At 61.7% G+C, this 15,620-nt stretch carries 9 protein-coding genes; 5 read left to right on the top strand and 4 right to left on the bottom strand.

Going from position 1 to position 15,620, the window contains the following annotated elements:
• Positions 1–2: 2 nt before the first annotated feature.
• On the top strand, positions 3–1,049 hold the full coding sequence (locus GJ668_RS11145) for an ABC transporter permease (protein WP_155450229.1): 1,047 nt from the start codon (positions 3–5) through the stop codon (positions 1,047–1,049).
• Positions 1,050–1,064: 15 nt separating this feature from the next.
• On the opposite strand, the gene GJ668_RS11140 is transcribed toward GJ668_RS11145, so the two are convergent.
• The 3 genes from GJ668_RS11140 to GJ668_RS11130 all read right to left on the bottom strand — a co-directional run bounded on the left by GJ668_RS11140 (position 1,065) and on the right by GJ668_RS11130 (position 7,270).
• The gene (locus tag GJ668_RS11140) at positions 1,065–2,732 is read right to left on the bottom strand and encodes an ATP-binding protein (RefSeq protein WP_155450228.1); all 1,668 of its coding nucleotides are present in this window, start codon (positions 2,730–2,732) and stop codon (positions 1,065–1,067) included.
• 63 nt (positions 2,733–2,795) lie between these two features.
• Entirely contained in the window at positions 2,796–4,484 is a 1,689-nt protein-coding gene (locus tag GJ668_RS11135; RefSeq protein ID WP_155450227.1) for an ATP-binding protein, read from the bottom strand.
• Between the two features lie 104 nt (positions 4,485–4,588).
• A complete protein-coding gene (locus GJ668_RS11130) occupies positions 4,589–7,270 on the bottom strand; it encodes a calcium-translocating P-type ATPase, PMCA-type (protein ID WP_155450226.1) in 2,682 nt (893 codons plus the stop codon).
• Between the two features lie 124 nt (positions 7,271–7,394).
• Between GJ668_RS11130 and lon the strand changes: the two genes are divergently transcribed.
• From lon to GJ668_RS11110, 4 genes are all read left to right on the top strand, one after another.
• Positions 7,395–9,848, top strand: coding sequence for an endopeptidase La (gene lon, locus GJ668_RS11125; RefSeq protein WP_155450225.1), 2,454 nt, complete (start codon positions 7,395–7,397; stop codon positions 9,846–9,848).
• Between the two features lie 131 nt (positions 9,849–9,979).
• On the top strand, positions 9,980–10,237 hold the full coding sequence (locus tag GJ668_RS11120; RefSeq protein ID WP_155450224.1) for a hypothetical protein: 258 nt from the start codon (positions 9,980–9,982) through the stop codon (positions 10,235–10,237).
• 195 nt (positions 10,238–10,432) lie between these two features.
• Complete coding sequence (locus GJ668_RS11115) at positions 10,433–11,398, top strand: diguanylate cyclase (protein WP_186343044.1); 966 nt, start codon at positions 10,433–10,435, stop codon at positions 11,396–11,398.
• Positions 11,399–11,624: 226 nt separating this feature from the next.
• The gene (locus GJ668_RS11110; protein ID WP_155450222.1) at positions 11,625–13,301 is read left to right on the top strand and encodes a methyl-accepting chemotaxis protein; all 1,677 of its coding nucleotides are present in this window, start codon (positions 11,625–11,627) and stop codon (positions 13,299–13,301) included.
• Between the two features lie 19 nt (positions 13,302–13,320).
• Here GJ668_RS11110 and GJ668_RS11105 read toward each other — a convergent pair whose 3' ends face one another.
• Positions 13,321–15,378, bottom strand: coding sequence for a response regulator (locus tag GJ668_RS11105; RefSeq protein ID WP_155450221.1), 2,058 nt, complete (start codon positions 15,376–15,378; stop codon positions 13,321–13,323).
• Positions 15,379–15,620 lie beyond the last annotated feature (242 nt).

Genomic DNA, 15,620 nt, shown 5'->3' with positions numbered 1-15,620 from the left:
TCATGTGGACACGCATCCGCGCCATCCTGGTCGCACGCAACCGGGAGTTCTACCGTGATCGCGCCGGTCTGGGCTGGAACCTCCTGATGCCGATGCTGATGGTGCTGGCCTTTGCCTTCATCTTCCAGGACGAGGAGTCCGATCTGCTCAAGATCGGCGTGCTGACGTCGAGCGGGACGCTGAGCGGCGTCGAGTCGCCGGTGCTCGACCTGGAGCATGTGACCTTCGTCCCCGTACCCGTGACGGATCTGGCGGCGGCCATCGTCAAGGTCGAGCGGCATCAACTGGATCTGCTGCTCGATCCGGGCGCGGCGTCGCGCTACTGGGTCAATGGCGACTCGGCCAAGGGCTATCTGGCCGAGCGGTTGTTGCTGGCGGCTGGGTCATCCGGGAGCGAGTCGGGCGCTAACACGGATACAGGACCAGAGCGTCAGACCCTGAGCGGCGCGGCTCTGCGCTATGTCGACTGGGTGCTGCCGGGCGTGCTGGCGATGAACATCATGTTCTCCAGCCTGTGGGGCGTGGGCTGGGTGATCGTGCGCTATCGCAAGAACGGCGTGCTGCGACGGCTCAAGGCCACGCCGCTGAGTCCCTGGGAGTTCCTGACCGCGCAGGTGCTCTCGCGGCTGCTGGTGGTGCTGGTGGCGAGTCTGATCGTCTATCTGGGTGCCGCCTGGCTGCTGGACGTGCCGATGCGCGGCTCCTATCTGGCGCTGGCGCTGGTCTATGTCGCCGGGTCGCTGTGTCTGATCAGTCTGGGCCTGATCATCGCCGCGCGTCTGCGCACCGAGGAACTGGCCGATGGACTGCTCAATCTGATGTCCTGGCCGATGCTGCTGCTGTCGGGGGTGTGGTTCTCAATGGAAGGCACCAATACGCTGGCGCAGTGGGCGGCACAGGCGTTGCCGCTGACGCATCTGGTTGCGGCGGCGCGCGCGGTTATGATCGATGGGGCAGGGGTGGTTGAGGTCTTGCCGGAGATCAGCGTACTGCTGGTGCTGGCGGTCGCTTTTCTGACTCTGGCGACCTGGATGTTTCGCTGGGAGTGATCCGGTGAACCGGGATTACACCGCCCGCCAGTCAGCGTGCGCGAGATTGCGCGCCTGACTGTCGAAGACGAGTCCCAGTTCGAACAGCCCCTTGTTGGACAGACCGCGATACTTGACGCTGTAGTCGCGGGCACGGATCTGAGCCAGGGCCGGGTTGGCGGATTCCTCGGTCGGCGTCGCGTCGTCGGTTTTCCTGGACTGACGACCTTTCGGTTTGGCCTGGGTCTCGGCATCGGAATGGAGGGTGCCGTCTGAACTCAAGCGGGCTGGACGCGAACCGCGCTGGAGCTTGATCTCGATGACATAGACATAGCCTTCGAGCTTGACGGTGAGATCGACCTGTCCGTGGTTGGAAATGTCCTCGGGGATGATCTCGGCGTTGAGACTGACGAAGAAGGCATAGAGCACGCTGGCGTAGTAGCCTTCGCTCTCCGGCAGATCGTTGCCGGTGAAGTTGCGCCAGGGAATACCGGCGAACAGCCGCCGGATCGTCTCGATCAGTCCGTCGACATCGCCCTGACGCAGACAGTCGTAGAGCGCCTGCTGCCAGGGCAGCCGCTCGCTGGGCAGGCGCGCGGTGTAGGCATCGGCCAGATGGTTGGCCAGCGCCTGACGCACTTCCTGGTTTGGCACGCGCAGCGCAAACAGCCACTGGCCGAAACTGTCGCGCGTACTGTCGATGGTCAGATAGCCGGTTTGAAATAGCAGCGTCACTGGATCGACGCGCTCGATGTCGAATGAATCGAGGATCTCCTCGCTGGCCTCGATCCCTTCCAGACTCGGCAGAAAGGTCCGCCGCGCCCGCAACAGGTCAATGAGAAAGCTTGGATTACCGGTCTCGAACCAGTAGGGGCGGAATCGCTGCCCTTCGCTGATGAACAGCAGGATATCGAAGGGGTTGTAGACCGGCTCGCCCAAAAAGCCATAGCCGTTGTACCACTGCTTGAGCCGTGCCCAGTCGACTCCGCGTAAATGCTCGCCGAAGGTGGTTTCCAGGTCGGACTGGGTATAGCCGCAGACCGTGGCGAAGCGTGCCGACAGAGTGAGATCGCGCAGTTGGTTGACTCCCGAGAACAGGCTGACCTTGCTGAACTTGGTCACCCCGGTCATGAAAACGAAGCGGATATCGGCGTCATGACCCTTCATCACTGAGTAGAGGTTTTTGAGGCCCTCGCGGATTTCGGCTGCCGCGCCGGCCGGATCAGTGATGTTGTCGAGGATGGGCTTGTCGTATTCATCGACCAGGATGACAACACCCTGACCACTGGATCTGCAAGCGCGCCGGATCAATTCGCCGAATATCCCGGGGATGCTGTGCGCGTTGCAGCGAATCCCGAGTCGCTCTTGATTAAACGCCAACTGCTCGCGGATCGATTCGTCCAGTTCCTCACGGTTGCGCAGCACGCCGGCGGAGAAATCGAACCGAATCACCGGATGACGCCGGCTCCAGTCCCAGCGCTCGTGGATATACAGCCCACGAAACAGCGCCTCACTCCCCTCGAACAGTTCCTTGAGTGTGTCGAGAAACAGACTCTTGCCGAAACGGCGTGGGCGCGACAGAAAGTACGACTTGCCCTGACTGGCCATCGCCCAGGCATGCGCGGTCTTGTCGACATAGGCATAGCCCTGTTCGATGATCTCACTGAAGGTCTGGAGGCCGATGGGCAGTTTGCGGGCGGTCATGGTGGCGTTCTCGTTGACGGAGTGACAACCTGGGCACAGGAACAGCGTCGCTATGTCTGCGATTCAGGACGCGTTGTGATGATCAGCCCGCCAGTCGGCCTGCGCGAGATTGCGCGCCTGACTGTCGAAGACGAGTCCCAGTTCGAACAGTCCCTTGTTGGACAGACCGCGATACTTGGCGCTGTAGTCGCGCGCCCGGATCTGAGCCAGGGCCGGATTGGCGGGTTCCCCGGTCGGCGTCGCGTCGTCGGTTTTCCTGGACTGACGACCTTTCGGTTTGGCCTGGGTCTCGGCATCGGAATGGACGGTGCCGCCTGAACTCAAGCGGGCTGGACGCGAACCACGCTGGAGCTTGATCTCGATGACATAGACATAGCCTTCGAGCTTGACGGTGAGATCGACCTGTCCATGATTGGAAATGTCCTCGGGGATGATCTCAGCGTTGAGACTAACGAAGAAGGCATAGAGCACGCTGGCGTAGTAGCCTTCGCTCTCCGGCAGATCGTTGCCGGTGAAGTTGCGCCAGGGAATACCGGCGAACAGCCGCCGGATCGCCTCGATCAGTCCGTCGACATCGCCCTGACGCAGACAGTCGTAGAGTGCATCCTGACGCGCATCACGCCCACTGGCGAGCGTGCCGAGATAGGCGTCGATCAGGTGATCGGCCAACGCCATCTTCACTTCTTGATTGGGCAGACGCAGCCGATAGAGCAAGCGCGAGCGGCGCCAGCGCGTGCTGTCGATGGTCAGATAGCCGGTCTGAAACAGCAGCGTCACCGGATCGACGCGCTCGATGTCGAATGAATCGAGGATCTCCTCGCTGGCCTCGATCCCTTCCAGACTCGGCAGAAAGGTCTGCCGCGCCCGCAGCAGCTCGATGAGAAAGCTCGGATTGCCGGTCTCGAACCAGTAGGGGCGGAATCGCTGCCCCTTAGCGATAAAGAGCAGGATATCGAAGGGGTTGTAGACCGGCTCGCCCAAAAAGCCATAGCCGTTGTACCACTGCTTGAGCCGCGCCCAGTCGACTCCGCGCAAATGCTCGCCGAAAGTGGTTTCAAGATCGGACTGGGTATAGCCACACAGGGTGGCGAAGCGCTCATCCAGGGTGAGGTCTTCGAGCTGGTTCAGGCCCGAGAACAGACTGACCTTGCTGAACTTGGTCACCCCGGTCATGAAAACGAAGCGGATGTCGGCATCATGGCCCTTCATCACTGAGTAGAGATTTTTGAGTCCCTCGCGGATTTCGGCCGCTGCGCCGGTCGGATCAGTGATGTTGTCGAGGATGGGCTTGTCGTATTCATCGACCAGGATGACGACCGATTGGCCGGTAGCCGCCCGTGCCCCCTGGATGAGTCCAGCGAAGCGCCCGGGAATGTCCGTGTCCCGCTCCGCCTCGATCAGCCCCAGACGCCGCGCATTGTCACGCAGCAGCCAGTCGATACGCTGATCGAGTTCCTCACGGTTGCGCAGCACGCCGGCGGAGAAATCGAACCGAATCACCGGATGACGCCGGCTCCAGTCCCAGCGCTCATGGATATACAGCCCACGAAACAGCGCCTCACTCCCCTCGAACAGTTCCTTGAGCGTGTCGAGAAACAGACTCTTGCCGAAACGGCGCGGACGCGACAGAAAGTACGACTTGCCCTGACTGGCCATCGCCCAGGCATGCGCGGTCTTGTCGACATAGGCATAGCCCTGTTCGATGATTTCGCTGAAGGTCTGAAGGCCGATGGGCAGTTTACGGGCGGTCATGGTGGCGTTCTCGTTGACGGATGTTGAGGTGCTTATGGCTTCCAAAGCCGTCATCCTGTCTGCAGGGCACGCCGCATGGCGTACCCTACGATTTCAGTGCATGCTCAGCTCACAGCAACCGGATTCCCGAACAACCGGTTGCGGACGCTCTTGCGGGTCAGATCCGCCGGAACGATGAGGATCGCCAGCGCCAGCACCAGCAGCCATTCATGCAGCGACAGCCCCACAGTGCGCAGGATCTCGCCACCGAAGGTGATGAAAAACACCTGGATCGCCATGATCGACGGAATGATGATCGAGAACAGCCGGTTGTCGAGCAGATGCTCGAACAGGTTCAGCCCCTGGGTGCGGGCGTTGAAGGTGTTGAACACCTGCACGAAGACGAAGAAGGCAAAGAACGCCGTCAGGAACTTGGCGTCGGCCTCAGGGGTGCCGGCTGCATAGCCGCCATCGAACCAGCTATGGGTGAGATCGCTGGTCAGGAACAGGATGCTGATGGCGGCGATCAATCCGCCATTGATCAGGATTGATGACCACATATCATTGTTGATGAGCGGCTCGTCGCGCCGTAGCGGTGGCTCGTGCATGTAGCGCCCGAGCGCCGCCTCGCCGGCGAAGGCCAGACCGGCCAGAGTGTCCATGATGATGTTGAGCCACAGCAACTGGGTCATGGTCAGCGGCAGGTCGAAGCCGAAGAACTGCCCCAGGAACACCACCAGGATCGCCGAGACGTTCACCGTCAACTGGAAGATCAGGAACTTGCGGATTGACTTGAACAGCGTGCGCCCGTAGAGCACCGCCTTGGTCAGCGACGAGAAGTTATCGTCGAGGATAACGATGTCACCCGACTCCTTGGTCATCTCGGTGCCGCTGCCCATTGCAAAGCCCACGTCCGCATTCTTGACCGCTGGCGCGTCGTTGACGCCGTCGCCGGTCATGCCGACCACCAGATTCAGCTCCTTGGCCAGCTTGACCAACCGGCTCTTGTCGGTGGGGAAGGCGCGCGCGACCACATAGAGATGCGGCAGGATCGCCTTGACCGCGTCGTCCGACTTCTCAGCGAGTTCAGCCGAGGTCATGACGATGGCCTGCGGGTCGTCCTCCAGCAGACCCACATCCTTGGCGATCGCCTGGGCTGTCTCCTTGGCGTCACCCGTGATCATGACGACATGGATGCCGGCCTGCTTGGCGGTCTTGACCGAGTGATAGGAGGTCGTGCGCAGCTCGTCGCGCATGCCGAACACGCCGATCAGGGTCAGCGACTCGGGCAGGGCATTGGTCTCGGAGTCGATCGGGCTGTCAGTGATCGCGACCCCTAGCAGCCGCATCGCACGCGCTGAGAGTTCGCTCATCGCGGTCTGGAGCGCGGCCGGGTCGCTCAACTCATGGGCGTTGCCGTTGCCATCGAGCCAGCGCACGCAGTTCTTCAGAATGACTTCCGGTGCGCCCTTGACCAGGGTCAGCGCCCGTTCGCCCCCGACCTGGGTGGCCGAGAACTTGCGGCTGCTGCTGAACGGGATCATGTCCACGACATCGGAGCCATTCGTCGCCAGATAGGGCGTGACGAAGCGCAGCAGGGCCTGCTCGGTGCGGTCGGCGCCGACCAGCTTGGGATCACTGGGGTCACTGGCATCGATCACGGCGCTGGTGTTGTTGCGCAGTGCAAACCCGGCCTGATCGCGCAGTGCCTGGGGAATCGCCTCCAGCGATTCGAAACGCTCGCCGGTTCCGGTCAGGAAGGCGCTCACCGACAGCTTGCCCTGGGTCAGGGTGCCGGTCTTGTCGGTGAACAGTAGATTGAGACTGCCGGCGGTCTCGATGCCGAGCAGTTTGCGCACCAGCACCTTTTCGCGCAGCAGCTTCTTCATGTTGATGGCCAGCACCATGGCGATCATCATCGGCAGCCCCTCGGGGACGGCCACGACGATGACGATGATCGCCAGGATCAGGGCTGTGACCACGTCCTTGGCGATGAGTCCGCCATCATGGGTCCAATAGGTTTCCAGACCGCCGCCCTGCAGAAAGACGGTGTTGAACATGAAGGCGACAAAGATGAGTGACGCGCCGACATAGCCGAAGGTCGAAATATGACCACCCAGCACGGTGAGCTTGTGCTGAAGCGGCGAGAGCCGATCCTCGGCCGAGAGCAGTTCCTTCATGGTTTGACCGTAGCGGGTCTGGTCGCCCACGGCGGTGGCGCGCATCACGCACTCGCCATCGACCAGCAGCCCGGCACGCGACAGACGCTGGTCCTCGGACGCCGCGTCATCGGCCGTGCCGGCGGGCAGGGCGCTTTTCTTGATCGGCTCGGACTCACCGGTCAGGGCCGCCTCATCGACCTCGGCATGACCGCCGATCAGCAGCCCATCGGTGGGGACGGTATCGCCCGGTTGCAGCAGGACATGGTCGCCGACCACCAGATCGTTGATCGGGATTTCGGTCAGGCGGCCGTTGCGGAATACCTTGACTTGGATCAGTGAGGCTTCTTCCAGCAACCGCTGGAAGGACTGTTCGTTGCTGTACTCTGACCAGGTCGCCACGAAGGTCGCGATGACGACCGCGAAGCCGATGCCGACGCTCTCGTACCACTCGGCATAGCCCAGAACGGTCAGGAGCACCGTGATCGCAAGCGCCACGATCAGGATGATAATAATCGGATCCTTGAGATTGCCGACCAGCTTGTCCCAGAAGGTCTCGGTCTCCTGGCTGGCAACGGCGTTGGATCCATACTGCGCGCGCGCGCGCGCGGCCTCATGGTCGGACAGTCCCGGATAGCTAAACTTCATGGTGCGAAATCTCCATCGGCATCGGTGAGAAATAGATCAACTATCTTACCGCCGCTTGCAAATCGGCGGCGAAAACCTGAAATTGACCAGCCCTGTGTGTGGTATTTCGAGTGAGGCCAACAGCATGTCGGATGATGAGGATCAGGTGACGAACGCGGAGCACGACGAGACCCTGGAGTCGAGCGCCGATCTGGATCTAGATCTGGAGCAGGATCAGGAACTGGGCGAGGAATCGACCCCGATTCAACTGGCGCGCGCCAACGACGTGCTGCCCGGCGAGATCCATCTGCTCCCCGTCGCCTCGCGTCCCTTCTTCCCCGGTCAGGCGGTGCCGCTGATGATGTCGGCCGAACCCTGGGCGCCGACCATGAAAGCCGTGGCTAAGACCGATCACAAGATCCTCGGTGTGGTTCTGGTCGACAGCGAGACCTCGGAGGAGGCGACCACGGCTAACTTCAGAAAGATTGGCACCGCCTGCCGCGTGCATCGCATCCATCAGCAGGATGGTCATCTGCAAGTGCTGGTCGAGTGTCTACAGCGTTTCAGCATCGAGGGCTGGGTCAATCCCGAGACGCCTTTCCGTGCCCGCGTGACCTATCTGCCTGAGCCGGACGGTCCGCCCAACGCTGAGGTCAAGGCGTACGCGATGGCCGTCATCAACACCATTAAGGAGTTGCTGCCGCTCAATCCGCTCTATGTCGAAGAACTGCGCATGTTCCTCGACCGCTTTGGCCCCGAGGATCCCTCGCATCTGGCCGATTTCGCGGCCAGTCTGACGACCTCGACCAAGGATCAGCTCCAGGAGGTACTGGAGATCCTGCCGCTGTTGCAGCGCATGGAAAAGGTACTGGTCCTGCTCAACAACGAACTCGAACTCGCCCGCGCCCAGCAGAAGATCCGGCGCACGGTCGAGGAGAAGATGCACAAGCAGCAGCGCGAGTTCTTTCTGCGCGAGCAGCTCAAGGCGATTCAGAAGGAACTGGGCATCGCCAAGGACGACCGCACCGCCGAGATCGACAAGTTCCGCGAGCGGCTCGAAAGCCTCACCCTGACCGAGCAGGCCCAGAAGCGTGTCGACGAGGAACTCGACAAGCTCGGCATGCTGGAGACCGGTTCGCCCGAGTATGCCGTGACCCGTAACTATCTGGACTGGATCACGCTCCTGCCCTGGGGCAAGCACTCGGACGACATCCTGAATCTCAAGCGCGCGCGGCGTATCCTCGACCGCGACCACTATGGACTGGAAGACGTCAAGGACCGCATCCTGGAATTCCTGGCCGTTGGCATCCACAAGGGCGAGATCTCAGGTTCGATCATTCTGCTAGTTGGTCCGCCCGGCGTGGGCAAGACCTCGATCGGACACTCCATCGCCGATGCGCTCGGGCGGCGCTTCTACCGATTCTCAGTCGGCGGCATCCGCGATGAGGCCGAGATCAAGGGCCATCGGCGCACCTATATCGGCGCCATGCCGGGCAAGTTCCTGCAAGCCATGAAGGAGGTCGAGACCTCCAACCCGGTGATCCTGCTCGACGAGATCGATAAGATCGGCGCCTCCTACCACGGCGATCCAGCCTCGGCGCTGCTGGAAGTGCTCGACCCGGAGCAAAACACCGACTTCCTCGATCATTACCTGGATCTGCGCTTCGATCTGTCCAAGGCACTGTTCGTCTGCACCGCCAATCAGCTCGATACCATTCCGGGGCCGCTGCTCGACCGCATGGAGGTCATCAAGCTCTCGGGCTATATCGCCGAGGAAAAGCTCCAGATCGCCAAGAAATATCTGCTGCCGCGCCAGATCGAGCGCGCCGGACTGGGCAAAAAGGTGGTCAAGCTCGACAGTTCGACCCTGCGCGCGCTGATCGAGGGCTATGCGCGTGATGCCGGGGTACGGCGGCTCGAAAAGCAGCTCGGCAAGATCGTGCGCAAGGTAGCGGTACGGATGCTCGAAGGTGAGGAGACGCCGATCCAGGTGCGTGCGCCAGATCTCAAGGGCTATCTCGGCAGTCCGGTGTTCCGCGACGAACGCAAGCTCTCGGGGCCGGGCGTGGTCACAGGGTTGGCCTGGACCGCCATGGGCGGGGCGACGCTGTCGATCGAGGCCGCGCACACCCACAGCTTCACGCGCGGCTTCAAGCTCACCGGCCAGCTCGGTGATGTCATGAAGGAGTCGGCTGAGATCGCCTATGGCTATGTGGTCAGCCATGCTCAGGATTTCGGCGTCGATCCCGAGTTCTTCGAAAAATCCTTCATCCATGTCCATGTTCCGGCCGGCGCCACGCCCAAGGATGGCCCTTCGGCGGGCATCACCCTGGCCTCGGCGCTGCTGTCGCTGGCGCGCCAGCAGCCAGTACGCCGCATCGCCATGACCGGCGAGATCACCCTCACCGGCGAAGTATTCCCGGTCGGCGGCATCCGCGAAAAGCTCATTGCGGCGCGCCGTGCCGGAATCAAAGAAATCATCCTGCCCGCCGACAATCAGGGCGACTTCGAGGAAGTCCCCGCACACGTTCGCAAGGGGCTGGACGTTCATTTCGCCTCACGCTTCGAGGATGTGCTGCCCTGGTTGTTCAAGACCTGAACCTCGCCTGAACGCTCAGCCTCAAGGAATACCGACCCTCGCCGTTACACTCGCCATGAAGCGGGGCGAGTGTCGGTACCACGGCAGCTCGACCCGATGACCAACAATCGGCGCCTTGCCTGGAGTCATCGGTGAACAACAGATTAGAGAGCGGACTGAAATCCACGCAGAGAACCGGCGCGGTGGTCGAATCGATCTCCGCGCACTGGCAGAACGACCGGTTGCTGCTGGAACTCGTCTCCGATCCCAAGACCTGCCACTGGTCGGTGAGCATACTGAACCAGAGCGGCGATCGCCGACTGCGCCAAATTACGTTGAGTCAGGCGTTGAATACGCTGGCCTGCCGCGCACGGACTCCTGTCCAGCGCGGCGCGGATACGCTGTTTTAACTGACGCTGGTTTGGTCGGGGAGATCCTAAATGTCTATCGAGGCGCCGAGTTCATGTCATTCCGGGCCGGCAAGTGTCAGTGATTCGTCGCTACATAGTCATCTGGCACACCGTTTCGTCCCAATCCATGGCTCCTATCAATTGGCTCGTACCTTGCATCAACCGGAACATGCACCATTTTTCCGGGGATGTCATGTGCAACCCAATAATCAGCCCGATACGCCCCCTCTGACGCTCGTTTCCACGGCGGGTCCGAGCCATCGGCAACCTTCCGAGCCGATCGATACCATCCGCTTTCTGCAAGCTGTCACGGCGTCGCTCGAATTGGATGAGGTATTGAACGCGCTCAATGATTTCCTATACGACCTGGTGGCCCACAGCGGATGGGAGTACCAGTGTCCGACCGGAGAACCCTGTTTTTCGGGCGGCAAGAGTGATCCGCACCGCGTCGAATATAGCCTCACGCTCAACGCCCAGAATCTCGGCGTGTTCAGGATCAAGCGTGGGCGCCGCTTCAGTGAGGAGGATCAGCGTCGCATCGAAGGATTGCTGGCCCTGGCCACGCCCGCCATTCAGAACGCCTTGCGCTTCTGGCAGGTCAACCGTCAGTTGGAGCGCGATCCACTGACGGGACTCGGTAACCGTCGCGCCCTGTCGGTTCAGGGCGAACAGTGGCTGGCCGATAGTCTGCGTCATCGGCATCCGATCTCGATGCTGGTGCTGGATCTGGATCGCTTCAAGGCGGTCAACGACACCTATGGCCATCCAGTCGGCGACCGCGTGTTGTGCAAGGTTGCCGAAACGCTCCTGGCCGTGACGCGCACAGCCGATCTCTGCGTGCGTTTGGGCGGCGACGAGTTCGTCGTACTCTTGCCCGATAGTGATCTCACCAATGCCCTGGAATGCGCCGAACGCATCCAGCATGCCCTGTCGCAACAGTTCGTCGAGACGGAGTCCGATCATCACATCGGGATCAGCGCCAGCATTGGCGCGGCAGCCTACCGTTCAGGCATGGACTTCGAGCAGCTCTATCGTCAGGCCGATGAGGCGCTGTATGTCGCCAAATCAGCGCACGATCGTCCAGTGCGGACCTGCCAAGCGACGAGCCGTAGTGCTTCATCCAGGCGCGCGTCAGCCGCCGAAACATTACGCGCAGAGTGACCGGATCGACACTTCTCGACAGCGACTTCGTTTAAACTGTTCCGCTGGCTGAGCGGCCGTGCCGGTTTCAGTGCTCGACAGTTTGGGTCTATCATCGACCCGCGCGCCTCGACGACACGAAATCAGCGCCGTTACAGTGGCTGCCCCGTCGCTGAACCCGCGTTTTTCCGGGGCGCTTGGCGTTCGGGCCATCTCCTAGACAATAAGCATCGGGACAGCAAGCAGCATGTTGAAGAACATTCGATTGAGCGTGAAGCTGGCCGCCAGTTTTCTGGCGATGGCGGCGATTGTGTTGATCCTCGGTCTCCTTGGGATTCGGGGTGAGCTGAGTATGCGCGACCATCTCATCTCCATGAGCCAGGAAAGCCTGCCGGCGATCGTGCAGCTCAATCGGCTCAATTACGAACGTGTCCAGATTCGCAGTCAAACGTACGAGCTCAAGGGGCTGACGACCTGGAGTGCTCGCACCCGCGAGCTGATCGAGCAGATCATGCGCCAGCGTGTTGCCTCATGGAACGTCATTGAGGACGCGCTCGCTCAATTTGAACAGCTCCCTCAGTCCGTCGACGAGCAGGCGATCTTCTCGGTACTCAAGAGCGACTACGCGAGCTGGCGCGAGTATTACACTGAGCTCGATCGCTTGACACGCGCGATGCTCAATGCGCCCAGTCAGGAGAGCTATTCAGCCGTGCTGGCGCAGTTTGCGCAGCAGGTCGACGAGATCTTTCTAGTCTCAGACCGGGTGGCCGTGCTGATCGAATCCCTGGTCGCGCTCAAAAACACGTCTTCTGCCAATACGCTGGCCAAAGCCGAGCATGAAAGCAACTTCATGGTCATGCTCTATGGCATCTCCATGGCCCTGGGCCTGGCGCTGGCCTTGATCCTCGGCGTTTTCATCACTCGCGGGACACTGAAACAGTTGGGTGGTGAGCCCGCGCAGGTCGTCGCCGTTGTCAACAAGCTCGCTGAGGGCGATCTGACGACGCACATCCATCTGCGTTCTGGAGACCAGACCAGCCTGATGGCGGCCATGTCGCGCATGGTTGAGAATATGCGACGTGTCCTGCGCGATGTGTCGAGCGCCAGCTCGCAGGTGTCGGCGGCGGCGGTCGAGCTCTCGGCCACCAGTGAAGAGACGAGTCAGCAGGTACGCGTCGAGCAGTCCGAGACTGATCAGGTTGCGACCGCCATGAACGAGATGACCGCCACCGTCGAGGAGGTCGCGCGTCATGCGGCTTCCGCCGCGCATGCGGCTCAGGAGACCGACCGCGAGACCGAGGCCGGTGGTCAGGTGGTCGCGCAGACGATCTCGGCGATCGATCTACTGGCCCAGGAGGTCGAATCAGCCGGGCAGGTGATCACGCGGCTCTCCGAGGACAGCACCGAGATCGGCGCCGTGCTGGATGTGATCCGGGGCGTGGCCGAGCAGACCAACCTGCTGGCGCTCAACGCGGCGATTGAGGCCGCACGCGCCGGCGAGCAGGGACGCGGCTTCGCCGTGGTGGCCGCTGAGGTGCGCACCCTGGCCAGCCGGACGCAGTCCTCGATCCAGGACATCCAGGAAAAGATCGAGCGGGTGCAAAACGGTTCGGCGGGCGCGGTCGCGGTGATGGCCAAGGGGCAGGAGATGGCGCGCGAGAGCGTGGCTCAGGCTCAGCGGGCGGGCGAATCGCTCCAGGCCATCAGCGCCGCCATTACCAGCATCACTGACATGAACCGCCAGATCGCCAGCGCCGCCGAGGAACAGACCGCGGTCGCCGAGGAGATCAATCGCAACATCCACACGATTTCGGCCACGGTCGATCAAACCGCCACAGGTTCGGCACATATCGCCAGTGCCAGCGAAGAACTCGCGCGCCTGGCCAGCATGCTTCAGGAGCGGGTCGCTCAGTTCAGGCTCTAGCGAACGTTCGTGGAGTCAGTCACAGCGGCGATTCGTCGCCGCGCTTCACGAGCCGCTGGATCAAGGCCTCCAGCACCACTGGATTGAGTGGCTTGGTGATGTATTCGTCGAGTCCGGACTCCAGGCAACGCGCGCGCTCGCTGTCCAGGCCCAGGGTGCTCATGCCGATGATGGGTGTGCGGTAGGCGCCTGGTTCTTCCAGTCGGCGCATGGCACGCGCGACCTCGATCCCATCGACGTCCGGCAAATAAAGATCCAGGAAGACCAGATCGTAGGTCTCGGATCTAAATTGCTCCACGGCGAGTCCACCGCTATTGACGATCAGCGTCTCGTGCCCCCACTCCTGGAGAAGCGTACTGGCCAGCTTTTGGTGCAGTAGACCGCTCTCGACGAGCAGGATGCGTAAGCGCTGACGGTCCTCGATCAGCCTGTGTCGTGTCAGCAGCGCGTGTTCCTGGGGCGAGTCCCCAGGCGCGAGCAGGCGCGTGAGCAACTCGCGCAGCTCGCGTGGCGAGGCGGGCTTGGTGAGAAAAGCGTCGATGCCGACCGCGCGACAGCGTTGAGCGTCGCCGCGCTGACCAATCGATGCCAGCATCAAGAGCGCCCTCCGCTCGATCGTGACCGACTCTCTCAGCCGTGCTGCCAGCTCGAATCCATCGAATTCAGGCAGTGTGGAGTCGAAGACATAGACGTCGAATTCCTGTCCCCGCTGCTGGTAGGTGCGTGCCAGTTCGAGTGCCTGACGTCCGGTACTCGCTTCCTGGACCTCAAATCCCCAGTGCCTGAACCAATAGGCGAGCGTGCGTCGTGTGACAGCCTGGTTGTCGACGAGCAGCGCGCGTCGACCCGGCCAGTTCGCTTGCGGCTGTGGTGTAGTGCCACTGGCACTCAGTCGGGGGAGCGGAAGCGTGAAATGCAGACCGCCAGCGTCCTGGGTGTCGAGCCAGATCCGTCCGCCCATGTACTCGATCAGACGCGCGCAGGTGGTCAGACGTAATCCAGTGTCGCCGAATCGATGCGCGCTGATCTCGCCAGCGGTCGTGTCCGGATCGATCAGGGCCTGGAGCTCGGCCTGCTGAAGCCCGAGATCCACTAGCAACGAGACCTGGAGCCAGTCCACGTCCAGCTCCGAATCCTCGGTCGCGAGCGACTGTGTTCGAAGACAGAGCCTGTCGCTGTGGCCGAAGGCGAGCGCGGCATTCCAGAGCGTGGTCAACACCTGACGGATTCGGCCTGGATCGCCCTGGCTATGTGTCGGCAGCGCGTCGATTGGCTCATAGTGGAGTTCGCGTCCCTGGCGTTGGGCGGCGGTCGCAAGCGTGTCGACGAGATCAGCGATCAACACCGAGGGATTGAAGGGAATCTGCTCGATGGTCAGTTGCCCGGTCTCAATGTGGGTAAAATCGAGCAGGTCGTCGATCTGAACAAGCAAGCTGGCGGCCGATGAGCGGATGAGGTGCAGGTAATCGCGCTGGGGCGGGTCGACTGGCGTGTGCAGTGTCAACTCGCTGAGCTCCAGGATGTCCTTGAGCGGAACGCGGATCTCACGGCTGATATCGGCGATTCGCCGGCTCTTGGCCAGATGCATGTTTTCGGCCCGGTATCGAGTCTCAGCCGCGCGCCGCGCGCCACGTGCGGCGATGGCCAGGGTTGTGGCTACAAGGCCCAAGCCCTGTTGCAGCTCAGGCGGCAACACGCCAACCGTCTCTGGACGCACGAGGATCAACAGACCAAATCCAGGGAGTCGCAAGGCCAGCACCTGGCCGGCTTCGCGGCTCAGGATGACGGGGCCTCCAGGCGGGCGCTCGGCCAGCGCCGTTTCCAGCGTGGCAGGCGACCAGTCTTCCCAGAACGCGCCATAGAGTGGGTCGCGCGGCAGATGCTCGGGGTTCAGGCAGACGGTGGGTGTCTGTCCGGGCGGGGTGCTCGCTGGAGACTCCAGCACGGCGGCACCGCTGCCACCGAGCACGCGAAGCAGCGCGCTTAGAAAATGTTGGAGCATGGGCTCCAGCGCGATGGAGTCATCGATCACTCGCGACAACTCGTGCAGCAGCTCGTAAGCGTTGGAAGGGGTCATGGTCGTCGATGGTCCGAGCGGGGGCGTTGCGCGATGTTCGGATGGCTCCGGGCGCTTGAGCGCGCCCGTCGAGCCTATTCAACGACTCACTATAATCAAGTCGACCCGCTTCGTCATCTCGGGACGATGAGCGGGGTGCGACCATAACTGATGCGTTGGCTAAACTTTGGACTTTGGACAAAGTATCTTACCAGCTGGCAAAAATCGTTCGCTCACATACAGTTGGAGTAGACAAGTCCTCT

The sequence above is a fragment of the Allochromatium palmeri genome (assembly GCF_009720725.1).
GTDB lineage: Bacteria > Pseudomonadota > Gammaproteobacteria > Chromatiales > Chromatiaceae > Thermochromatium > Thermochromatium palmeri.
This window is presented reverse-complemented; position numbering and strand designations above follow the sequence as displayed.